This window comes from Maribacter cobaltidurans, from assembly GCF_002269385.1.
Classification (GTDB): Bacteria; Bacteroidota; Bacteroidia; order Flavobacteriales; family Flavobacteriaceae; genus Maribacter; species Maribacter cobaltidurans.
In genome coordinates this window covers 4,260,686-4,283,787 of record NZ_CP022957.1, presented here as the reverse complement: position 1 = coordinate 4,283,787, position 23,102 = coordinate 4,260,686, and the positions used below count along the sequence as shown (strand labels likewise).

Sequence of the window (23,102 nt, the reverse complement as noted above, 5' to 3'; positions counted from 1 at the left end):
ATTCGGAGTGCTAAAGCTTAAAATGGTAAGTAAAGAATCGTAAAAAAGTGGGATTTGCAATAGCAGGAACCAATTCCGTGATATATTTACATTTTAGCGGCGAACATTTTGGATATCTTGGAACGAAGCTTTCGCTCATAATCCTCTTCCAGCCATTCCTTGTAATTTTTTGTATTGTTCATAATACAATAGGAATACTGTCGGACCCGATACTGTATTTCCTCCTTTAATTTTTTGGCCAAAATTCTGGCATCAAAAACATCCTCGGCATTTTCCACACAGATTTTGGCATGTTGTTCAATACTTTTTTCCAACACCAGTTTGGACTTTTCACCATTGGCAAAACTTTTCTTGTATTCAGCCTTGATATCAAACTCTATATTATCGGATTTTGAGAACTCGTCCCTCAATTCTTGAGGCATTTCATATACGAACTCCCTTTCAATATCTTCATCGTTCTTGATGTTTTCCAAAAAGAAATCTGGAAAATGAAATATTTCCTGCCAGTCTACCTTGGCATCCCACATCCCAAAACGCGCGATATTATTACCCATATCGATGACGTTGAATTCCTCCTTATGCGGCAAGTATCTTGATCCACGGCCTATCATTTGGAAATAAAGCGTCAACGAACGTGTGGCCCTATTCAAAATTATGGTTTCTACCGAAGGCTCATCAAAACCGGTCGTAAGAATACTTACCGAGGTCAATATAGCATCAGGGGTCTCTTTGAACCACTTTAGGATTTCCCTTCTTTCCGAAGCGTTGTTTTTATTATCCAAATGGCGAATGTTGTAGCCGGCCTTTTTAAAAATGTCGTAGACATAACGGGAGGTGTTTATCCCATTATTGAAAATGAGCGTTTTTGTCCCTTTTGCAATCTCGTTATATGCATTCATCAACTTGCCCAACATGCTGTGGTTGCCATAAAGTTCGTCCGAGGATTTTACGGTGTAATCCCCGTTGATTCCAAGCTTTAGACTTTGTAGACTTACATCGTAGTTGTACATATTGGCTCTTGCCAAAAACTTCTTCTCGATTAAGGACCCAATGGATTCCCCTATGATCAACTTTTTATAGTTGTCCTTCATGGGAAGCTTAATGTTAGAACTTAAAGGAGTTGCGGTGACCCCAAGAATTACAGCCTTTTCAAAATACTTAAAGAGTTTTCTAAAGGAATTGTAATGGGCCTCATCTATAATGACCAGGCCAATATTATTGATTTCTACCTTGTCCTCCTGAAGTCGATTGTTAAGGGTTTCCACCATGGCCACGAAACATTTGAACTCGTTCTGGTCCCTCAGTTCCTTGACATCACTATTTATAATTTTATTGTTTACCCCAAAACCGTCCAGCATTTTGGAGGTCTGTACACTAAGTTCAATACGATGGGTAAGTACTACTACCTTTTTCCCGGTTTTTTCTATATACCTTCTTGCTATTTCTGAAAAAACAACGGTCTTCCCCCCACCTGTTGGCAACTGGTACAGAAGATTGGAATTGTCCTTATTGTCCTCGAGATATTCAAAAATCTTCTTAAGGTCTTCTTCCTGATAACCGTACAATGTTTTTTCCGTAGTGTCTTTTGTGGATTCCAAAAAGGCAAGAAAATTTTAGTTAGGTAAAAATTTTGAAACCTTAAAATTAGCGGATTTTTATCGGTAATTAAAATATAAACACCACCACCCCTTAATTTAAGGGGAATAGTTATGAACCGACATTGTTAATAGCCCTTGGTTCGGTTTACCTTATTAAGGAGTTCTCTGTTATTTCCCAGTCTTTCGTAATTTTCTAAAATTTGGGGCACCACGGAATGGGTATCCGATACACTTGCGTAGTGCGGGGTCATAAATATTTTGGGGTGTTGCCAAAAGGGATGGTCCCCGGGCAATGGTTCCTCATGGTACACATCCAAACTGGCACCGGACAAATGACCACTGTCCAAAGCGTGTAACAAATCTTCGTCCACCATATGGCCTCCTCGGGCCACATTAATGATATAGGCATTCTTTGGAAGCTTTAAAAACAAGGACCTATTCAGAATACCTTCGGTCTGCGGTGTTAAGGGTAAAAGGCATACCAAAAATTCAGTGGAATTGAGAAATGGGTCCAGCTGTTCCTGGCCGGCGAATGCCTGTACACCTTCAATTTCCTTCTTACTTCGGGACCAACCTTGGACTTGAAAACCGTATTTGACAAGATTCTTAGCAGTTAGTGCTCCTAACTCACCCAGGCCCATTATACCGATTGTTACATCCTGGATACGCCGATACTCTTTGGGATTCCAATTATGGTCCACCTGCTGAAGTTTATACGTATTGAAATTTTTTAATTCAGCTAAAATAACAGCCAGAACATGTTCTGACATATCACTGGCCAAATACGGGTCAACGACCCGGGTAATGGGTGTATTTGTAGGTGCGGTGGAATCATCAAAAATATAATCCACACCCGCGCCGGCCGAGGCTATGCACTTTAAATTGGGATATTGGGCCAAGGTACCCTTTGGATGCTTCCATATCAAAGCCATGGTAATCGACTCTTTGGGATGCTCCTCTAAATAACTATACACTTCAATGGAAGGGTTCCTTTCCTTTAAAGCCTTTTTCCATGCATCGATTTTACCATCCTGTCTTATAATTACTATAGCCATTTTCCCTTTTTTATTCTAAAATATCCAATGATCTTGAGAATTCTTCCTTATAAAGCCAATCCTCATTTTGAACGTGTTCGTAAATCTTTACGATACGGTACTTAAATTCTTCCAAAATACCATGTTGAGAAATAAAAGTCGTCATTTCTGTGAAGGAATTCAACATACTCTTGTAAAAAGCATCGGGCACATTGCGTTCCAGTGCAAAGGTCTGGGCAATTTCCAAATTAAAACACATGACATCGGCTACCATGGTGCTTTCCACACCGAGCTTTATAAAGTGCTTGATATATTTTTGGGCTACGGACCTTCTCGCCTTGGGCCGTTTTCTTTTTAAAGGAAAGTATTCATTTGATATTTTGCTCTTTGCCTCTTGCACTAATTTGTCCTCTTTGGGATTAAAGGCAAAGTTGTAATAGGTCTTTACATCCGGGAACTTTTCATATAGTTCCATCACCTGTGCTTCCAGGGCTTTTTTATTTAATTCTGCCAAGTATGTTTTTAGGGCTCTTTTGCTCATGGAGATATGCTTGGCACAAAAATAAGCTTTGGTGGGGCAATCACCTAAATCCTTAATAATTTATGAAATAGCTTATAAATTTTGGAAAACATTATAGGTTTCCCTTTGGAAAAGACGTAATAAAAATGTATAATGAGAACTTGTAGTAACTTAACATAAAAAAATATATATGAGGCAACTAAAGATTATCAAGCAGGTAACCAATCGTGAATCAAAATCATTGGACAAATATCTGCAAGATATCAGTAAAATAGATTTAATCACAGCAAACGAGGAAGTAGAACTGGCGCAAAGGATAAGAGAGGGCGATCAAGTGGCCCTTGAAAAATTGACCACGGCCAATCTTAGGTTCGTGGTATCCGTAGCAAAACAGTACCAAAATCAAGGTTTGAAATTACCCGATTTAATCAACGAAGGTAATTTAGGTTTGGTAAAAGCTGCGAAACGGTTTGACGAGACCAGAGGATTTAAATTTATTTCCTACGCCGTTTGGTGGATCAGACAATCTATTTTACAGGCCTTGGCAGAACAATCCAGGGTAGTAAGATTGCCATTGAACAAAATAGGTTCTATCAATAAAATCAAAAAAACCTTTTCCTATTTGGAGCAGACTCATGAACGTCCGCCATCCGCAGAAGAAATTGCCAAGGAATTGGAAATGACGGTTACGGAGGTAAAGCAATCCTTAAAGAATTCCGGCAGGCATGTTTCCATGGATGCTCCCTTAAGGGAAGGCGAGGACTCCAATCTTTACGATGTACTAAGATCGGGAGAGTCCCCAAAACCGGACAACCATTTATTACAACAATCCTTGAATACGGAAATCAATCGCGCTTTGGAAACCCTTTCCCCTAGGGAAGCCGACGTAGTGAAATTATATTATGGTATAGGAGACCAACAGTCCATGACCTTGGCCGAAATAGGTCATACCTTTGATTTGACAAGGGAACGCGTAAGGCAAATAAGGGAAAAAGCAATTAGAAAGCTACGCCATAATTCCAGAAGTAAGTTGTTAAAGACATACTTGGGATAAAGATTGAACAGCCTCAAATAAAAAAGCGCCTTTAGATTCTAAAGGCGCTTTTTTGGTAGTACACACTAGACACTAAGAATAGGTTAGTTTGTTGATATTAATGTCAACAAGTATGTTGTTCAAGTCCTCAATAAAATTATGATAGGACGCATTGTCATTACTTTGATTTGCCATACTACTTTATTTTAGGTTAAGATGATTTCAATTACATATAGTCCAATTCCGCTAATTCGTTAAGGCTAAGAATTTCATTTAGTTCTTGAAGAAAAACCAAGTATTCTTCACCGTAGGTATCGTAAAGCATGTATTAGGGGTTTTAGGTTTATAATTCGATTTGGTTACTTATAAAGTATGCCCTAAAAGTATATTCTCATTATGCTTTTGACAACAAATTGTGGTAAACTCGTTCATTTATGTTGTAAAAAATACAGTTATTATAGGTATTGAATTCCAGGTTGAGGTATTCCTTTGTTTTATAAACGATTAGGTTTATACCTTTCATCGATTATTTATAATCTTTCAACGGAATTTCACTTGGTATGCAAGTCCCGCCGTAACCGAAAAAAAGAAATTACCAGTACTGAAAGCCAATTCCTGACGGTTTGCACCTATATTGACCTTATATTGATTATTCCCCTTTTTATTAGTAAACTGATATTCCAATCGAAGTCTTTGTGATTCTAGGTACAGGAGCGTTTCTGCCAATAGTTGTCCGTTTATGATGAATTGATTCAATTCGGTATCAAAGCCATACACTAGATTAACGCCCCAGAAATTGTTTCCGTCCCTTAAATACTTTCGTAGCAACATATTTCCGGAAAGACCTAGCCCTTTTTTTGCCGAGGGTATCACATAGGGCCTAAGAACGGCATAATAATTTCCGCGGTATAACCCAAAAGTCCCTGTAAGGATCGTGGCATCGTCCTGATCAAATATCAAATGTCTAAAACCCAATGAGGCTTCCATAGCCTTTGGCAGTTCCTTTACCAGCTCCCCTCCTATTCTGTGTTTTGGGAAAATTGGGGCTCCGGAATAACCATAATTAAAATAACCGCTTAGGGTTTTGGAAAATCTTGGATAAGCATCCACTTCTCCTTGTATACCATTGATATTAAAACGACGCTGATAGTTTAATCTGGATAGGAGCCCCCCCCATTTAGTCTTCTTTTGGTATTCCATCGCACCGTAATACATGGCATCCAATTCCTTGTCAAAGACCTCAGCTTGGGTATAAACGGTCATGGATTGATTCCGTTCTTCCTCAATTTTAGTTTTCTTTAGAACATTCTGTAAAAGTTGTTGGTCGGCAATCTGTTGAAGAATCTCTTCCTTAAGGTTGGATAATGACTCGTTTTCCGGTAGATAGCTTAGGGCCTTGTTGGTAAGTCCCAAGGCGATGAGGTAATTTTTGGCATATTGTTCATTCTTAATAGATCCTATCCAAGCCTCTAGATTTTCTCGTTCCTTACTTGTAATTCTATTAAATTCCAATCTGGCCGTATCGTATTCCTGGTCCCAGCTATAGGTTTTTGCCAAAAGACTTCTAACATCCGTATACTCTGGATATTCAATAAGTATTTTTTTTAAGGTATCTCTTGCGGTTTTCCTCTTTCCTGCAAATGCCAGTTCCCTAGCCGCAAAATAAGAAGCATCCGGATCACCCGAATAAGCGGTATCCTGACCAACCATCCGTACAGAAACCAATAGGAGAAAAGCGAAGACTATTTTTTGAATCATTTTAGTTTGGTACTTATTCCCGCGGTTTTTTGTTCAATTGCCTGTCCTCCATCCATTTTATCTTCAGGTAAAATCAAGTCAATGGACCTTTCGAATTTTTCCGTCAATATTTTATCGGTAACGCCATTCTTTCTGGCCAATCCTTGAATATCATAGGTCTTTTCGTTTTGCCCGGACCAATAAAAAGCATCCATTAAAGCACAATATCCATCCTCATACTTGGGGTACTTATGGATGACATCCATTAATATTTCAATGGCCTCGTCATATTCCCCCTGCCAAGAATGGATTCTTCCCATAAGAATTTCCGTATCAGCATGACGCGGAATAATGCTCAAAATATATTTACAAAGTAGTTGAGCCCTGCCATAGTCCTTGTCGAAGGCCATGTTCTTGGCCGTTGTATAGGCATTATCAATATCCTTTCCATTAAAGACACTTTCGATCCAAATCAATTCCTCCTTGGAAAATTTAGGCTTTTTATCCTCAATCAAGGATATGGAAGACGGAATGATTCTATTTTTTAATGTCACATAGCTATTGAAAGATTTGAATAGGTCAAACCTACGTTCAATGGTATTCTCTTTTTCCTCATCCTCCATTTCGGTAAGGTTTAGATTTTGGTCTAGCCGATACATTTTACCATCGGAATAATAGATATCGTTTAGGATATAATCCTGAATATTATAAGAACTTCTTAGCAGTGGTATTTCCCTAAATTCATTCAAGTTGGGGGCCTGTATTAAATCTCCTCCCAAGAATCCCAATTGTTCCGGTACTTGAAATGTTTGATTTTCGGATAACAACGCCAATAAACTCGGAACTATATCAAAATGTGAGGCCATTTTTTCAATTTCATCAGGCTTCTTTAATAAAGGACTAAAAATTAAAAGGGGCACCCGATATTTGGAAAGGGCATTGTTCTGCGAAATTTCTGAAAGTTGATGACTTCCCGTAATCAGATAAATGGTATTGGAAAAGTTTGGCCGATTTCTCTCGTTTTCCATGAATTCTGCCAAGGCATCATCAGTATAGGTGAAACTGGCAAATAATTCGTCGTTTCGCTTTACAAATCTTTTAGTGGATCCATCCAAATTGGATTTCTCCGCTATTCGTTCCACCTTATTCGAGTAATCGTCCGGATTAGGGATTTGAAACGGAGCTTTGGTGCTTAAGGTTAGGAATACATCGAATTTTGGACCATTGGTCGTCATGTTATTTTTATGGAAATTACTGAAGAGTGACTTATCGGGATATCCCAAACTAATGCCGGCTGCATCTTCCTCTTGTAAATTAAACTCCCTTCCAAAATTGTTTCGATCAAAAATTAGGTCCACTTTTTCTTCCTCCAAAAACCTGTCTAAATTGTAAAGTGCGGTATTTCCACCGTAGTTAAAGCTTGTAGTATACCCATTCTTATTTAAAATACTATATAGCGTATTTCTATAAGTGAAATTTGGAAGGTTGGTAAATCCTGCCTCTCCAAAAGGTAGAGATCCAATGATACTAGGAAAGGAGGCATGGCTTTCCCCTGTATTGCTCAAGAAATTCTTCCAGTTCAAAGATTGTTTTTTGAGTTTTTGGAGGTAGGGCATAAAATCATTGAATTGACCGTTCACAAAGTCATTTCCCAAGCCATCGATTACTATGATCTTAATATTTGGTAATGAATCCATTCCTTGAAAATATTTGGAAAGCCCTGTGGTGCTTTGAAATGGAGACAATAATGGGTATTCTTCCTTACCTTCATAACTATGTGATTGAAATAAGCTCCGGGTCACATGCTGTGCCAAGTGTTGGGTCTTGTTTTCATTTACCGGTTTTTTATCGGAATATAAGGTAGCCAGAAAGATGCTAAAGAATACGATTGTTAGAGGGTACATCCTACTGATAATCGTATATACAGGAGCAATATACTTATAGCTAAAAAAGCAAATGGTTAACGTCAATAACGATGCTACCAATACTTGGGATATGGAAAAGTGAATTTCCTTATTTCCGAATAACCCCAGGAAATCCGAACCCAAAGGTTCAAAATTCTGAACATAATAGGTAATAAGGCTGGCCTCGATTATCAACAAAAGAATTAAAATAATCTTAGATACCCTGAGTCCGAGCCCGTACCTTTTGTTTTCCAAAATATTGAAAATAAAGGCTAAAAAAAGTGAAATCACGGCCGTATACCCTAAATGATGCAATAAGTACAGCAAAAAACTGCTATTGAAAACGCTGTCCAACACACCCTTGGAATACAAAATGGTATTTTGATATATGGAAAGAAAGGTCAGTCCCACAAAGAAGGTAAGCACCATGGGGATAAAATCCCGCAGTGTCTTCTCTTTTGTTTCTATATGGTCTTCCTTGTATTCCAACATGGTTAACTAGCTTTTGCGAATCCTTTACGGACCTGTGAGCCCCACCCTGATTTAATTTTGAACAATTTTTTATAGTTTCCGCGGACCGCGGACCATACCACCAATGGATGGAAGGTAATGGGCTCTATAATGGCACACAGCATCAAAATGAGTATGTCCTTGGTTTTTTTGTATTCGTTATAAGAATAAACATCCCAAAGAATGGCGTAAAAGGAAAACATGATCGAAAACACATAAACCGTTGCTGTAATGGCCAAAAAGAAATCCCAATTCAAAATTCCCAACCAATAAAATAGAATAATTGTAAAAAAGCCGAAAAACTCCAACAGGGGAGCCAACCATTCGTAAAAGAACCAATAGGGATAACTTAACATCCCCAACCTACCAAACTTGGGGTTAAAGAACATATCCTTATGTTTAAACAATGTTTCCAGATTACCCCTGGCCCAACGATCTCTTTGATTCACCAGAATCTTTCGATCTTCGGGGACTTCGGTCCAGCATAAGGGATCGGGGATATATTCAACGGTATATGGTAGTTTACGTTCATGCATATAGCGCCTCATCTTAAACACTATTTCCATATCCTCTCCAACCGTATTGGTATCATATCCCCCTACTTCCAGAGCGATTTCACGATCGAAGAAACCAAAGGCACCGGAGATAATCAACAGGCTATCGATCCTTCCCCAGGCCATTCTTCCCAAAATAAACGATCGGGTGTATTCCAATAATTGGAAACGGGCCAACCAATTGGTCGGAAGGCGAATTTCCTCCAATTGGCCACCCTGAATAATACAGGAATTAGCCACCCGAATTACCCCTCCTACGGCGATAACCTTTTTTTCAGAGCGTTGAAAAAATGATTTTACAACATGCAACAAAGCGTCCGGAAGCAAAAGACAATCCACATCTATGCACCCAACATACTGATTGGTTGACAGGGCCATACCCGTATTCAATGCATCGGATTTTCCACCATTTTCCTTATCAATTACCGTTAATTTGGAAAATGCTTTATGAGGAGACTTATAGATACCACGGATGGGCTTGTTCCTCCAATCCGGATCTATTTCCTGATCTATTTTCACTAGGTCGTAGGCATCGATCATTTTCTGTAAGGTATCATCCTTACTTCCATCGTTGACCACCATGACCTCATAATTCACATATCGTAGCGACATGAGCGATCGTATATTTTCAACAATGGTAAGCCCTTCATTATATGCTGGAGCGATAATAGTAATACTAGGAGCCAATGGGGAGGCCATGAGCTTGGACATATCCCCAAAACTATTTTTATTCCGATAGTGAATGGAGTTCCTTGTGGACAAGTATCCCATTAAGGTAAACATAGTAAATAGCACCACCGTAAATACAAAGAAGACGATGTTTATATACTCCATTAGTATGTCCAGGAAACCGTTAGCCATTCTTCTTGTTGTAAAATTTGGTGGACATATTGCACAGGTGGTCAAACAAGGTTCCTTTTTCCGAAGAATTCATACGAGCAGGAACTTCTTTTTTTTCTGGAAACTCAGAATTTCCACTGGGTTCAAAATTCAACGTAAAGAAATCCGGATAATCCTTTTTTATCAATTCTTCAATGGAAACGGAGGAGTCAATATTTTGGTCCACTAATTCCATGGCATCATCCTCCAATCGTTTTTTCAACACCTTAAGGACTTGCGCTGCAGTTTCACTAATAGTCTTATTCTCGTCGGAAACCAATACATTCAACAAATAAAGTTCCTTGGTATCACCTAGTTCCGCGATTTGGTTCAACAAAAATAGTTTGGACTCCAAATCCCCCTTAATGATCAATTCCTCGAAAACACTGTATCCCTTTTCTGTTTCACCCTTTTTCGGAGCCTCCTTGGAACTATATTTTGAAATAAAATGATCAAGAATATCTTTAATTTTTTCCAAAATATCGGGCGAGGTTTCGGTCTCCATCATGGAGCGCAGAAAAGGAATCTCCCTTTCATCCCCCAATTCTTCAATATTTTCTAACAAAGCCATAGTATCCAAATCTTCATGAAATTTTGGCTTAGGAATTATGAGGTCCGAGGATATGTCCGGATGGGAAAGCTGCTCTTCAAAGTTCTTTTCTTGATGATTTTCATCATCTGAAAATTTAACCTCAAAATCGATTGGCCACTGCATGTAGTCGCCTTCATCAGCTTGCATATTTGTATCCCCCTTCCCTATTACTTCCGAAGGATTGATTTCTGAAAAATCAAGCAAATCAAAATCGATATCTTTATTTAGATCCGTTGATTGGACAGGTATTATCTCTTCATAGAATACCTCTAGATCCCCTATATTCAATGAGTCTTCCTTTTGGATGGCAATGACCTCTTCATAGATTACAGGAAATTCCAGTACATCTTTTTTTCTTTCGTTTTGACCTTCAATGACCAATGGAAGAAAGTTAAAATCCAATAAAGGGGTAATTTTTTCGGCTTTTACCACCTCAAAATCAACAATAATTTCATTAAGCGATTTTTCTATAACCCCTGAATCATCAAGCCTTTCTGTTTCAGAGTCGACTATGTATGGTAAAAATGCAATTTCAGTCTCAGTCAACACTACAGAGCTATCCTTTTCAATGCCTTCTACTTCATCTATTTCAAGGTCTTTTACAGATTCAGTTTCCAAAGGACTATGATAGTCATCTGATATGTCTTCAAAATTTTCATCCGAAGAATTCCTTTCTACCGAGCTTAATTCCTTGATATGACTATCATGGGTCAATTCCCCCTGATTGTTACTTTCGACATCTTTCGCAACAAATCCATTTTCTAGGTTTTCAGAATTATTTAACCCAGACAAGGGTTCAATATCTTTAGTGGGAAGTATGGATTCTGGACTAATGGTATTTATGGCCCTAACCGCTTTATTTTTGACCATAAAGGTATCGTTGCTTTCAGAAATGGATTGCAAAAAAGGAATATCCTCATCACTTCCAATTTCCGCTATCGTATCCAGAATATGCATTTTAATGTCCGTGTTATTGCTCCCAAAAGTCTGTTTTAAAACAGGTAGGGCTTCCGTAACATAAAATTCCTTAATACAATGTATGGCTTCACGCTTTATCTGATTACTCTTATGTTTAATCAAGGTAATGAGGGAAATATTGGCGTCATTTTGATTGTAATGTTTTATGAGCCTAAGGGCAAAAAGGACCACATAGTTATTCTTGGAGGTCAACCATAACCTAAAAGGCGGTGCCAAATAATCCTCCTTGTTTCTTACTACATCTAAAAGTTTCAATTGTTGCCACTCGGAGATTCTGTAAGTGGTATGGTCCAAAAAGTAGATTATCCCTTCCCTATTAAGGGTGACCACGGCAATTTCAGCTTGTTTTCGAACCGTTGGGCGTTTATCGTTTATAAAACGAGTAATAGGCTTGTAGGCTTCTTCTACGTGCATCTGCGTAAGCTCGAATATTCCTTTGGAAATAACTTCCCAACGCCAACTTTTTAGTTTTTTGAAGGCATCCTCGTGTAGCCCTAAATCCTGATAAATATGAAAAAGTTCATTTCTTGTAGTGCCGGAAACATCCTTTCGTAAATCCATCAAAATTTCGGTTAGTACCTTGCGGTCGAACGGACTTTTTATCAATTCCCTTACCTCAATTTTGAGCCCTATATAATTTATTTTTTCAATCTTGTCCCCATTTTCATCATAGAAAAGAAATTCACTGACTATGGGAGATAGCTCCTTTTTCTTTTCCTTGATTTTTTGGGCCTCCTTCGTAATCCTGTTTCTAAAATAAAAGACAGATACAAAGTATACCATAGCCAGGCCTACAAAAAAAGCGGACAAACCCCATAGAAAATCCGTTGGGATTTTGGGGCTTGTAATAAGCGTCGTTATGTTATACGTCTGGGGGACTATTGACAAATTTTTTAAGTTTTCTTAAGTTCACGTTCCAATCGCACCAAGAGTTCCGTGGGACTGAAAGGTTTCGTTATAAAATCGTTCGCACCCATTTCAAAGGCGCTTAATACGTTTTCTTCGTTCCCTGCGGAGGAAATAATGATAATTGGTGTATTTAACGAAAGGTCATTTCTAACATAATTGATCAATTCTATTCCTGAAAAATAGGGCATCATGATATCGCTTACGATGAAATCCGGTTCATGTGTTTCTAGATACTCTATCACTTCCTTTCCATTGCAAGTATGGCGCACCTTATACCCTCCCTTTTTAAGCCGAAAACTCAATAGGGAAGCCAATAAATCATCATCATCTGCCAATAGTACCTCCATAGTTATTTTCCTTTTTCATTCTTTATCTTGGCAAAAGCCTTGTCTATTTCCCTTTCATATTTCGGGTATTGGGTTAGAAAATCCTGAAACATAGAGCGCAACTTAAGTTCCTCCCCTGCTTCACCAGATTGTTGCATATTCACCATTAAACTTGCTAGCTTCTCCAGTTTTAACATTTTAAGACCTGCCTTGAGCTTATGTGCAGCAAAACCTATTTCATGAAAAGTGCCCTGCTTGAGATTTATTTTTACTGAACCAATAAACTCGTATACATTTTGCTTGAATAATCGTATTAGTTCCTCCAAAACGTCCACTTCACCGCAACAATCTTCCAACACGCTTTCCAAATCCAAAATTGCGTTCGGTTTTCCTGTAATTATTTCCGTACCTAACAAAACTTTGCTATCCATAGAAAGAGGTGTTTGCTTCTTGGCCTTCAGGAGTTTTTTTAATAATTCATCCAAAGTGTAGGGTTTCAACAAAAAATCATTGATTCCAGAGGCAATACAATTTTCTTCATCTTGTGCTGTAAAATCGGCACTCACGGCTATTATTGGTATTTCTCCAATTTGCCTGTCTTCTCGAATCAATCGGGAGATTTGAAAACCATTTAAACCTGGCATCCTCAAGTCCATTAAGATCAAATCAACGGTCTGGGTTTTTAAGATGCCCATACCTTTGTCCGCATCAGAGGTTACATATATTTTACAACCCCATTTTTGCAATTGCTCTTTGATCAAGTGCTGATTCATATGATTATCCTCAAATACCAAAATCTTGGTACCATTCAATAATTCCTTTCCTTTTAGAATATTTATGGTACCTAGGGTTTGTTTGGGAATATTCCTTGAAACTCCTTTCTTATAGGGAATGGTGAAGGTAAATGTAGACCCTGAACCCAATTCACTTTCCGCGGAAATTTCGCCACCTTGTTTTTCAACCAGTTTCTTTACGATGCATAGGCCAAGCCCCGTTCCTCCATATTTTGAGGATGTGTATGGGTCAACTTGTTTAAAGCATTGAAAAATTCCCTTCAATTGTTCTTCTGAAATACCTATACCGGAGTCCTTTACAATAAATTCAATAATATGTTGGTCCTGACTAACATCTTTTAAAAATATTTCGAGTCGAATAAACCCTTTTTCCACAAATTTTATCGAGTTCCCAAGAAGGTTCAACAGAATTTGGGATAATTTTGAAGGATCACCTATTAAGGTTGCGGGTATTCTTTTGTCAATTTTTAATTGTAGGTCTATTTTACGGTCTACCAACAATGTTTGACATAAAAAAACAACATCATTGATCAGGCCGGATAAATTGAAGTCAATCTCTATAAAATCCTCTATCCCAGAGGATAATTTGGAGTATTCCAATACTTCGTTGATAATCTCCAACAAATTTTGGGAGGCTATATGGATAGCATTAACTTTTTTGGTTTGACTCTCGTTCAGATTATCCTCCCTCAAAAGATTGGTGAAACCTATAATACCATTTAGGGGTGTACGTATTTCATGACTGATGTGGGCAATAAAACTTGTTTCTTTGGATAAGACATTCCCCTCCTCTTTTACTTCATTGGAAACTTTATGTGTTGCATCCATATCCAATGGCATTTCAGGATTGTATATTTTGGCCTCCATAAGGCCTTTAAATGCCTTAAATGAACTTTTAAGCGTAATTGCCTCAGTTGCATTTAGGGATTCAAATGAAAAGCTGGATAATGTTGATTCCAAATGCTTTAACTGATTCTGTAAATTTTCTGTTTTTACTCCGTTCATGAACTGGTTGGTATTTTTTAGGCTTAGTTATTATTATCAGGCACTAAAATGCCCCATTAGAGTTCTACCCACAATTAAATGTTCCCTAGGCTTCTTTTTTTGTTGTGAATAGCCTTTATTTGTAGGTATTAATTTCTACAGAATGAAGCGATACACCTATATTTTAAGCATTTTGGCAATTGTTGCCTGTAAAGAAAAGGAGTCACAAGTCACGGAATCCATTGAACAAAAAGCCTTAAGAATCCATGAAAAGGTCATTACCCTGGATACCCATGACGACATTAATGTGGCCAATTTTACAGATAGCATCAACTACACTCAAAAGTTGGAAACACAAGTAAACCTGCCCAATATGGAAGAGGGTGGTCTGGATGTGGCTTGGTTAATCGTATATACGGGCCAAGATACCCTAACCCCGGAAGGGTATGCAAAAGGAAAGGAAAATGCCATGGCCAAATTTGATGCCATCCATAGACTTTGCGAGGAAATAGCCCCGGATAAAATTAACCTTGCCCTTACTCCAGATGATGTAAGAAGAATTCATTCAGAAGGAAAAAAAGTGGCCATGATCGGGGTTGAGAACGCCTATCCCATGGGCGAAGATTTGTCGGAGTTTGAACGTTACCATGATTTAGGCGCCAGATATATTTCCTTAGCGCACAATGGGCATAGCCAATTTAGCGATTCCAATACGGGGGAAAGGGATTCCGTGTGGTTACATAATGGTTTAAGTGATTTGGGTAAACAGGCTGTAAAAGAGATGAATAGACTTGGAATAATGATAGATGTCTCGCATCCGTCCAAAGAAGCTATGAAACAAATGATATCGCTTTCAAAAGCACCGATAATCGCCTCTCATTCATCCGCTAGGGCATTATGTGACCATAGCCGGAATCTGGACGATGAGCAGTTGCTTTTGATGAAAGACAATGGGGGCGTGGTACAGACCGTAGCCTTTAGTTCTTACCTCAATACGGAAAAGCATAACGCCAGGGCCGAGTACATGAAAAACATATACCAACAGGTGGCCGATTCCTTGGGGATTGAATGGTTTGAACGTTCCCAATTCCGAAGTCTGACAGATGCCCAAAAAGAAGCATTTATGGAAAATTACCCTAAAGTTACCAAACTGGGACAAACCGTGGCCGAAGGAAGAAAGGATGCCCCTGAGCCTGTGAACGTATCCGATTTTGTGGATCACATAGACTATATGGTCAAATTAATCGGAATCGATCATGTAGGTATTAGCTCCGATTTTGATGGCGGTGGCGGCATAGAAGGTTGGTCAGATGCTTCGGAGACCTTTAATGTTACCTTGGAACTTGTTAAGCGTGGGTATACGGAAGAGGAAATTGCAAAATTATGGAGCGGAAACCTTCTTCGTGTGTTGGACGAGGTTCAGGACATCGCCAAAAGTATGTCCTAAAGGATTAAGACATTTCCGAAGCCGCTAATCTGTCCTTTACGAATTCCACTTTGGTTTTACCATGTGGGGCAGGTTTGCCATTTTCTCCCAGGTTTACCATAATGATGTTGTCCACAGTAACAATAGTTTCGTGGTTCATTTTATTACGGACTTCACAATTAAGTGTTAAGGAGGTTTTACCAAATTTTACGACCTGAATTCCTATTTCTACAACGTCTCCCTGTTTGGCAGCGCTCATGAAATTGATTTCCGACATGTATTTGGTGACTATCTTGCTATTCTCCAATTGTATGATACTATATAGGGCGGCTTCCTCATCGATCCAAGCCAATACCTTTCCACCAAATAAAGTTCCGTTAGAATTCAAATCCTCCGGCTTCACTAATTTTCTAGTATGGAATCTCATTGTATTTTGATTTTATTGCACAAAATTAAAACGAAAAAAAAAGGTTTCAATTATCCTTTTTTTATTTAACAATCGGATTTATGAACATCTAAAAAGAGGGTTAGGCAGACTTCATTATTCTCAAAATAGCAGGGTAAAATTTAGCTTTACATTAGTTTACCCAGAAGGTATTTCCCGTTTTTTAACGCTTTGTTATGACAAAGGTGGCGTCGTTGTTTTAAAATAGTGAAGGTGGATCAATCAAAGTATTGGGAATCTTTAGGTTACATCCTAATTTTGAGTTGATTTGCTTAATGAAATAGGCGGATAACAAAGGAGATTCCAATTCCATATTTTGATGTACAAAGAAATTTATTTTCTTTAGCCCCATGGACTTCCACGTATCCAATCGTTCAATCCAGTCGTCCAATCTTGAATAATCACTCTTATGATTTGCCCCTACAAAGCGAATGAAAGCTTCATCATTGGTAAGCCTCATATGCATTATATCCCTTCTTCCGGCGGTATCCACCAGAGTATTGGCAATATTGTTCTCCTCCAACAAATGATAAAGTTCTTGTGCCACACTTTCCTCATTGAACCAATCCGTATGTCTAAATTCCATGGCAAGCCTAAATTCCTTGGGCCAATTTTCTACAAAGTATACCACCCTGTTCCAGTCCTTTGGGCTAAAATTATTGTGCATTTGTAAAAAGATGGTGCCTAATTTTTCTTCAAGGAGAGATGTAACTTCTAAATAAGACTCCAAAACTGGGTAAGCTTGGTCGTTCAACCGCCTTAAATGACTTACGTTCTGTATTACCTTAGGAAAAAATATAAAGTTTTCAGGGGTCTTTTCTTTCCATTTCTGATACGTTTCTGCAGGGAAAATTCGATAGAAAGTGGCATTCAACTCAATACAATTAAACTGTCTGGAATAATAGGCCAATTCATCCTTCGTACCCTTGGGATAAAAGTTTTTCAAATCCTGTTTATTCCATTTGGCGCAGCCTATATGAACGGTAAAAGTGTCTGGGTCATCTATCTTTTTTAATAGCACTTCCGTATCCCTATGGTCCTTGGGCAAGCTAAAGTCTATCAGTTCTGGGTGGTCTGTTTTTCCGAATTTCATGGTTCAAATTATCCTTAAAAATAATAAATAATGGTGAGGGCATATCCAAAGGTTCATTGTTTATAACCCCGTTAAAAACTAATAAATTCCGTTCCCAAGCCTTTGGTGTTTATATCTATCTTTATAAAAACCGCACAAAATGAACGACAGGTCCCAAAAGTTGCTTCAGATTCGTCCAGAAATTCCTTCAGCAAAAATTCTTCCGAACATGAGTGATGAAGAGCGCTTTCAGAATGAGACATTGCGCCCGATCATTAAACTTCAGAACGATTTACTGCTGGCATCCTTTCAAAATTATATCGTAAAGGGGAAAAACTCATTTTATAGTCTAACCATAGAAAATCGGTTAAACTATATTACCAACGCTATTCAAAAGGACATTAAATTCAGAAATTCCCTAAAGGGGATGATCATTGGCCAATTTACCTTTGAGGAATATACGGAGTACATAAAGAACTCATCGGCCCTGAATAAAAGGATGATGAATATGGTCATCAAAAGACTTCAGGACCAGATTCAATATTTTGAGGAAGGCGTTTTAGTCTAGTAAGGACTCTCCATTGAGATTCGTGGTCAATATGTTGCTCATTAAATCAAAGTAAGGGCGGATTGCCATAAAGGAATCGTTTATGGTGTCCAAAAAATTCGGGTCCACAACCTCCTTATCCGAAAATCTTCTAATGAAGATAAATTGTTTTTTTCTGATCAAATCAATGTTTGGGTCCTCTTTATCGAATCCTTTGGGGGCTGTTTTCAATTCTTCACCTTCCATTTGGCCCCATATTTTTTGAAAATCATAGTTTTCCATTATTCGCCTGACTTCGGTGGCATCTATCTCCCACTCCTTCCGGATCCGTAATAAATCTTCCTTTTCTGGATTCCAAAAACCAGTGGCGATAAAACTGCCCTCGGGCTGAATATGTACATAGTAACCACCCCTTCTTTCGGCACCCATTCTGGTGAAAGATGCGGAGAAATTATATTTATACGGTGTCTTGTCCTTGGAAAACCGAATGTCCCTATAGATTCTAAACACTTTTAGTTTCTCTATTTTATCATGTGTGTTTAGTTTTTCCATCACGGCTTGAAAAAACTCTTTCGCTTCTTTTTTATGGGTTGTAAATCTACTTTTGTGATCACCAAACCAATCCCTGTTATTGTTATTCTTCAATTCAGTTAAAAATTCTAGGGTCTTCTCGGTAATTATAGGGTGAGACATGCGACTTATGCTTTGTGATTTTAAGCTAAAGTTAACCATTTGCAAGAAAGACCTTTTAAATTAATGGTTAATTTTGAAATATAAACCAAACCGATGAGCCACCTATCCATTGTTGAGAAGATCAACCTTCATAAAAAACAGCCCAACTTACGTTTCCGTCTTAAAAAAGACACGGAAACTTTTACGGATTTGTTGTTCTACACCCTATTTGATATTGAAACACCGGTAGCGGACAATTTGAAAAAACTAGAGTCCCAATTTGATAATTTGGTAAATCTGGCCTGTTGGGAGTGCCAAAAACCATGTAAAAAAGTTTGGGCCAATTATGTAGAAAAATTACCGGGCATTTTGGAAAAATTAAATCTGGATGCCGAAGCCACGGTCAATTGTGACCCGGCCTCACTGTCCATTGAGGAAGTTTATATGGCCTATCCCGGTTTTTATGCAATTGCGATTTACCGGCTCGCCCATGAACTCTATACCATTGGTTTTCCCCTAGTACCTAGATTAATGACAGAGTATGCCCACCGTCAGACAGGTGTGGATATCAATCCTGGAGCGCAGATTGGGGATTCATTTCATATTGATCATGGAACGGGGATTGTGATCGGTGAGACCGCTATCATAAAAAACCATGTGAAAATTTATCAAGGAGTTACCCTAGGAGGCCTTTACGTGGCCAAGCATTTACAAAAGACCAAAAGACACCCTACCATTGAGAACAACGTTACGATCTATGCCAATGCCACCATTTTGGGTGGGGATACGGTAATCGGCGCCAATAGTGTTATTGGGGGAAATGCTTGGTTAACAGCATCGGTTCCTGCCAATAGTACCGTATACCATTCACCTGAAATAAAAATTAAAACCCAGACAGATGTCTAAATCGATTATCGACCTTATAGGTAATACCCCTTTGGTAGAATCCCGAGTCTTAAATACAAATCCCAATGTGAAATTGTTTTTTAAGATGGAGGGTCATAACCCTGGCGGAAGTGTCAAGGATCGTGCTGCCTTTAATATGATCAAAAGCGGCTTGGAGCGCGGCAGCTTAAAGCCTTCTGACAAACTTATAGAAGCGACTAGCGGTAATACCGGGATTGCCTTGGCCATGATTGCGGGCGTATTTGGGTTGGATATTGAGTTGGTCATGCCAGAGAATTCTACCAAGGAACGAGTACAGACCATGAGGGCCTATGGCGCAAAAGTAACCCTGACACCATCCGATGTGGGTATAGAAGGTGCCCGGGATTATGCGGAAAATAAGGTAAAGGAAGAAGGTTTTGTAATGGTCAATCAATTTGCCAACGATGATAATTGGAAGGCGCATTATAAGACAACAGGACCAGAAATTTGGAAGGATACCGAAGGAAAAGTTACACATTTTGTTTCTGCTATGGGAACCACAGGGACCATCATGGGTACCTCTACCTATTTAAAGGAAAAAAATAAAGAGGTACAGATTGTAGGCGTACAACCTTCGGACAATGCTAAAATCCCGGGAATTCGCAAATGGCCCAAGGAATATTTGCCTAAAATATTCGATGCTTCCAAGGTAGATAGGGTTATGGAAGTGAATGAGAAAGAGGCAATAGAAATGGCCAAACGTTTGGCCAAGGAAGAAGGGATTTTTTCGGGTATGAGCTCTGGGGGAGCAGCTACCGCGGCTTTAAGACTAGCAGAACAGTTGGATAACGGTGTCATTGTTTCCATAGTCTGCGACCGGGGAGACCGATATCTCTCTTCGGATTTATTTGATTAGTCCAACAACCTTCACAGAAATAATAAAGGAGCCATTAATTTGGCTCCTTTATCTTTTTCAAGCAATTTATTTAGTCTGCTTATTTGGAATCGTTCATGTCCCAAGCCTTGTTGTATTCTTCTACGTAAAACTCAATTTCCTTACCTCTTTCATCAGTGAAAACATAAGTCGCCTTCGTTCCCATAGTTTCTTTGGATTTCAAGTTCATACTCTCCAGTATTTCAAGGCTGCTTCCTTCATCTATAGCAACAACGAGTTCATCGGCATTGCTTACCAAAACAAAGTCTTCCGAATCATCCGATTCATAACTGAAAACTATTTTTTCGTCAAAAGCGTCATCTTCATCATTGTCTATTTTTACTGTTTTGGTAATAGTAGCAACACTGTCCATGATTCTAGTCTGATCCACCTTGTCGGCATCCTTTTCATCATGCATAATGGCGTTTTCTCTTTCTGTGGTAATTTCAACCGATCTCTTTACCATTTTGTCTCCCATGTTTACATTATAGGTTTTGGAAGTCGTGGTTTGTAAAACTTCGGAATTATTTTCCTGTGCCAACACAACCCCGCTTACAAAAAGTAAACCGACCATTATTATCTTTATCTTATTCATTATACTAAAATTTTAAGATTCATAAATAGTATGTAATGTATCTCTTATCATTACATCTTTCCTAATTTTAATATACATTGAATTTACCCAAATGACTGACGCAAAAGCGATTAACTTTTGTTGGTTCAATAAAAATAACAACCAAAACCAATTCTGACCATAAGTTGAGGGATGTTCAACAAATGTTTAAAGCCAGTCCTTTCTTTTAAAATAAATTAGCATCCCTACAAAGAGAAGAATCATAACCACCCATACTACATAGTAACCGTATTCGTAATGCAATTCGGGCATATTTTCAAAGTTCATTCCGTAAACTCCGGCAATAAAGGTTAACGGAATAAAAATCGATGCCATTATAGTAAGCACCTTCATGACCTCGTTCATTTTGTTGCTCATATTGCTCATATACATTTCCATAAGGCTCATACTCATTTCCCTGTATATTTGAAGGCTTTCGTTGATTTCTAAGGAGTGATCCAAGGCATCCCGAAGAAATAATTTGGTATCATGCTTAATTAACGGACTTTCAGAATCTATCAATCTGCTTACCAACTCCTTGACCGGGTAAATCCAACGACGTATTTTAAGGACTTCTTTCTTCAATTGTTGGATATGCTGGGCCACTATGGGTTTTGGATTGGCATAGACTTCGTCCTCCAAAAGTTCAATACGGTGGTTTATTTGCTCTAAAACCAAAAAATAATTATCGATTATCGCATCCAAAAGGGCAAAGAACAGGTAATCCGCTCCCCTAGTTCGTATACGTCCGGATTTTGCCTCAATCCTATTTCTTACCCCATGGAAAACGTCTTCCTTTACTTCTTGAAAGACCAGCACGGTGTTCTCCATAAGGACCATGGCCATATGTTCTGGGACAATTTCATCATTTTCGTTGAGGTACAGCATTTTGAATACTCCAAAAATATATCCTTCATATTCATCTATTTTTGGTCTTTGGTCCGTATTTACGGCATCCTCCAAAATCAAATTGTTCAGTTCGAATCCTTTTCCCAATTCTTCGATAAAAACCTCGTCCGTAATTCCGATGACATTAATCCAAGCAGTCTTTGGGCCTTTCCTATAATTTAGGATTTCATCGACTTTAAGATGTGTTTTGGTAGTTGACTCCTCCTCATCATAGGAAATCACAAAGACCTCACTGTCGGATTTTTCCTTGTTCCCCAAATAACTAACCGTTCCAGGGGCCGAACCTAATTTGCCTTGGACTCGGGATGCTTTTTTCTTTCGCTTGGGTAGTCCTAATTTTCTTCTTGCCATGTAAAAACTTTACTTAAAGATAACCAAAAGCCTGTTGCCGATTCAATCAAAAACTACTTCATTCAAAAGAAGTCCCGACCCTGGGGCCACTGAGGTAAGCGTTATTTTCTTTTCAGGATTCAAAGAGTCCAAAATATCCTGCTTTCCTAGTTCTCCCTTGCCCACTTGTATCAACGCGCCCATCATCATCCGTATTTGATATCGCATAAAACCCTTGCCCCTAACCACCATGGCATAACTTTTTTCAGGCAAAAAATTGGCCGTAATGAATGTATTTTCTCGAATTTCACAATAATCAATGGCCCGAACGACTTGGGTATTGGGTTTTAAACGAGCGGTATAAGAAGAAAAGTCGTAGGTCCCCACAAATAGTTGGGCTACTTCCTGCATAAGTTCAATATCCAAAGGCTCAATAACATTATAAAGAAATGGTGCACAATAAGGGTGGTTTTTTTCGCCATAGGAAAACAAATAGACATACTCCTTGGATTTGCTGTTCTTTATAATATTGAAATCCTCCGTGGTAGGTTTAATTTCAGTAACCCGAATGTCCGGAGGAAGATTCCTATTGAAAACACCTAGAAAGGCATCCAAATCCGACAAAGGTGTATTTTCCAAGAACAGTTCAAAAACCCCATCCAATGCGGAAACCTTGGCGTCTGTCCGGCCAGAGCCTAAGATTTTGAACTTGGTATCGGGAAGAACATGCTTAAATGTTTTGGACAACATGCCCTCCACGGTCTTATGCCCGGGTTGCTTTTGCCAACCGCTGTATCTAAATCCCAGGTATTGGATTCTTATCAGATAATAATATCGGGTTCTTTGCATGCTGCACTTACTTTAAAAAGTTTATGTTTTGGTCTAGGCGTTTAACTTTTTTGTAATTTAATCACAACTAATCAAAACCAACAATT

General features: G+C 38.6%; 20 protein-coding genes. 5 read left to right on the top strand and 15 right to left on the bottom strand.

Annotated features, from left to right (window positions below; genetic code table 11):
• Window positions 1-86: 86 nt before the first annotated feature.
• The 3 genes from CJ263_RS19300 to CJ263_RS19290 all read right to left on the bottom strand — a co-directional run bounded on the left by CJ263_RS19300 (window position 87) and on the right by CJ263_RS19290 (window position 3,173).
• Window positions 87-1,598 carry a DEAD/DEAH box helicase gene (locus CJ263_RS19300; protein WP_094998771.1) on the bottom strand — a complete coding sequence of 504 codons (1,512 nt, stop codon included), beginning with the start codon at window positions 1,596-1,598 and terminating at the stop codon, window positions 87-89.
• A gap of 125 nt (window positions 1,599-1,723) precedes the next feature.
• Window positions 1,724-2,653: a 2-hydroxyacid dehydrogenase gene (locus tag CJ263_RS19295; protein ID WP_094998770.1), complete on the bottom strand. Its 930-nt coding sequence runs from the start codon at window positions 2,651-2,653 to the stop codon at window positions 1,724-1,726.
• A gap of 10 nt (window positions 2,654-2,663) precedes the next feature.
• A complete protein-coding gene (locus CJ263_RS19290; RefSeq protein ID WP_094998769.1) occupies window positions 2,664-3,173 on the bottom strand; it encodes a DUF6155 family protein in 510 nt (169 codons plus the stop codon).
• 169 nt (window positions 3,174-3,342) lie between these two features.
• Between CJ263_RS19290 and CJ263_RS19285 the strand changes: the two genes are divergently transcribed.
• Window positions 3,343-4,206, top strand: a complete 864-nt coding sequence (locus CJ263_RS19285) for a sigma-70 family RNA polymerase sigma factor (RefSeq protein ID WP_094998768.1) — start codon at window positions 3,343-3,345, stop codon at window positions 4,204-4,206.
• A 519-nt stretch (window positions 4,207-4,725) separates the two neighbouring features.
• On the opposite strand, the gene CJ263_RS19280 is transcribed toward CJ263_RS19285, so the two are convergent.
• The 6 genes from CJ263_RS19280 to CJ263_RS19255 are packed head-to-tail and all read right to left on the bottom strand — an operon-like array spanning window position 4,726 to window position 14,373.
• Window positions 4,726-5,943 (bottom strand): YaiO family outer membrane beta-barrel protein, encoded by a 1,218-nt coding sequence (locus tag CJ263_RS19280; RefSeq protein WP_094998767.1) that lies wholly within the window; start codon window positions 5,941-5,943, stop codon window positions 4,726-4,728.
• Window positions 5,940-8,318, bottom strand: a complete 2,379-nt coding sequence (locus CJ263_RS19275; RefSeq protein ID WP_094998766.1) for a sulfatase-like hydrolase/transferase — start codon at window positions 8,316-8,318, stop codon at window positions 5,940-5,942. Before CJ263_RS19275 ends, CJ263_RS19280 begins: the two co-directional genes overlap by 4 nt.
• Window positions 8,319-8,320: 2 nt before the next feature.
• A complete protein-coding gene (locus tag CJ263_RS19270) occupies window positions 8,321-9,751 on the bottom strand; it encodes a glycosyltransferase family 2 protein (RefSeq protein WP_094998765.1) in 1,431 nt (476 codons plus the stop codon).
• Window positions 9,744-12,227 carry a HEAT repeat domain-containing protein gene (locus CJ263_RS19265; RefSeq protein WP_158657205.1) on the bottom strand — a complete coding sequence of 828 codons (2,484 nt, stop codon included), beginning with the start codon at window positions 12,225-12,227 and terminating at the stop codon, window positions 9,744-9,746. The genes CJ263_RS19270 and CJ263_RS19265 overlap by 8 nt, the downstream gene beginning before the upstream one ends.
• A gap of 5 nt (window positions 12,228-12,232) precedes the next feature.
• The gene (locus tag CJ263_RS19260) at window positions 12,233-12,595 is read right to left on the bottom strand and encodes a response regulator (protein ID WP_094998763.1); all 363 of its coding nucleotides are present in this window, start codon (window positions 12,593-12,595) and stop codon (window positions 12,233-12,235) included.
• Between the two features lie 2 nt (window positions 12,596-12,597).
• A complete protein-coding gene (locus CJ263_RS19255; RefSeq protein ID WP_094998762.1) occupies window positions 12,598-14,373 on the bottom strand; it encodes an ATP-binding protein in 1,776 nt (591 codons plus the stop codon).
• Between the two features lie 142 nt (window positions 14,374-14,515).
• Here CJ263_RS19255 and CJ263_RS19250 point away from each other — a divergent pair, with 142 nt between their 5' ends.
• Window positions 14,516-15,799 carry a dipeptidase gene (locus CJ263_RS19250; protein ID WP_094998761.1) on the top strand — a complete coding sequence of 428 codons (1,284 nt, stop codon included), beginning with the start codon at window positions 14,516-14,518 and terminating at the stop codon, window positions 15,797-15,799.
• 4 nt (window positions 15,800-15,803) lie between these two features.
• On the opposite strand, the gene CJ263_RS19245 is transcribed toward CJ263_RS19250, so the two are convergent.
• Both CJ263_RS19245 and CJ263_RS19240 read right to left on the bottom strand, forming a co-directional pair.
• The gene (locus CJ263_RS19245) at window positions 15,804-16,205 is read right to left on the bottom strand and encodes an acyl-CoA thioesterase (RefSeq protein WP_094998760.1); all 402 of its coding nucleotides are present in this window, start codon (window positions 16,203-16,205) and stop codon (window positions 15,804-15,806) included.
• A gap of 217 nt (window positions 16,206-16,422) precedes the next feature.
• Window positions 16,423-17,316, bottom strand: coding sequence for a DUF72 domain-containing protein (locus CJ263_RS19240; protein WP_094998759.1), 894 nt, complete (start codon window positions 17,314-17,316; stop codon window positions 16,423-16,425).
• A 139-nt stretch (window positions 17,317-17,455) separates the two neighbouring features.
• Here CJ263_RS19240 and CJ263_RS19235 point away from each other — a divergent pair, with 139 nt between their 5' ends.
• Window positions 17,456-17,863: a glyoxalase gene (locus CJ263_RS19235; RefSeq protein ID WP_094998758.1), complete on the top strand. Its 408-nt coding sequence runs from the start codon at window positions 17,456-17,458 to the stop codon at window positions 17,861-17,863.
• Here the strand turns inward: CJ263_RS19235 and CJ263_RS19230 are convergent.
• Window positions 17,855-18,535 carry a DUF2461 domain-containing protein gene (locus tag CJ263_RS19230; RefSeq protein ID WP_094998757.1) on the bottom strand — a complete coding sequence of 227 codons (681 nt, stop codon included), beginning with the start codon at window positions 18,533-18,535 and terminating at the stop codon, window positions 17,855-17,857. The genes CJ263_RS19235 and CJ263_RS19230 overlap by 9 nt on opposite strands.
• A gap of 93 nt (window positions 18,536-18,628) precedes the next feature.
• Between CJ263_RS19230 and epsC the strand changes: the two genes are divergently transcribed.
• Entirely contained in the window at window positions 18,629-19,420 is a 792-nt protein-coding gene (gene epsC, locus CJ263_RS19225; protein ID WP_094998756.1) for a serine O-acetyltransferase EpsC, read from the top strand.
• Complete coding sequence (cysM, locus tag CJ263_RS19220) at window positions 19,413-20,297, top strand: cysteine synthase CysM (protein ID WP_094998755.1); 885 nt, start codon at window positions 19,413-19,415, stop codon at window positions 20,295-20,297. Before epsC ends, cysM begins: the two co-directional genes overlap by 8 nt.
• A 79-nt stretch (window positions 20,298-20,376) precedes the next feature.
• Here cysM and CJ263_RS19215 read toward each other — a convergent pair whose 3' ends face one another.
• From CJ263_RS19215 to truA, 3 genes are all read right to left on the bottom strand, one after another.
• Complete coding sequence (locus tag CJ263_RS19215) at window positions 20,377-20,910, bottom strand: hypothetical protein (RefSeq protein WP_094998754.1); 534 nt, start codon at window positions 20,908-20,910, stop codon at window positions 20,377-20,379.
• A 186-nt stretch (window positions 20,911-21,096) separates the two neighbouring features.
• The gene (gene corA / locus CJ263_RS19210; RefSeq protein WP_094998753.1) at window positions 21,097-22,188 is read right to left on the bottom strand and encodes a magnesium/cobalt transporter CorA; all 1,092 of its coding nucleotides are present in this window, start codon (window positions 22,186-22,188) and stop codon (window positions 21,097-21,099) included.
• 42 nt (window positions 22,189-22,230) lie between these two features.
• Window positions 22,231-23,016, bottom strand: a complete 786-nt coding sequence (truA, locus tag CJ263_RS19205) for a tRNA pseudouridine(38-40) synthase TruA (RefSeq protein WP_094998752.1) — start codon at window positions 23,014-23,016, stop codon at window positions 22,231-22,233.
• Window positions 23,017-23,102 lie beyond the last annotated feature (86 nt).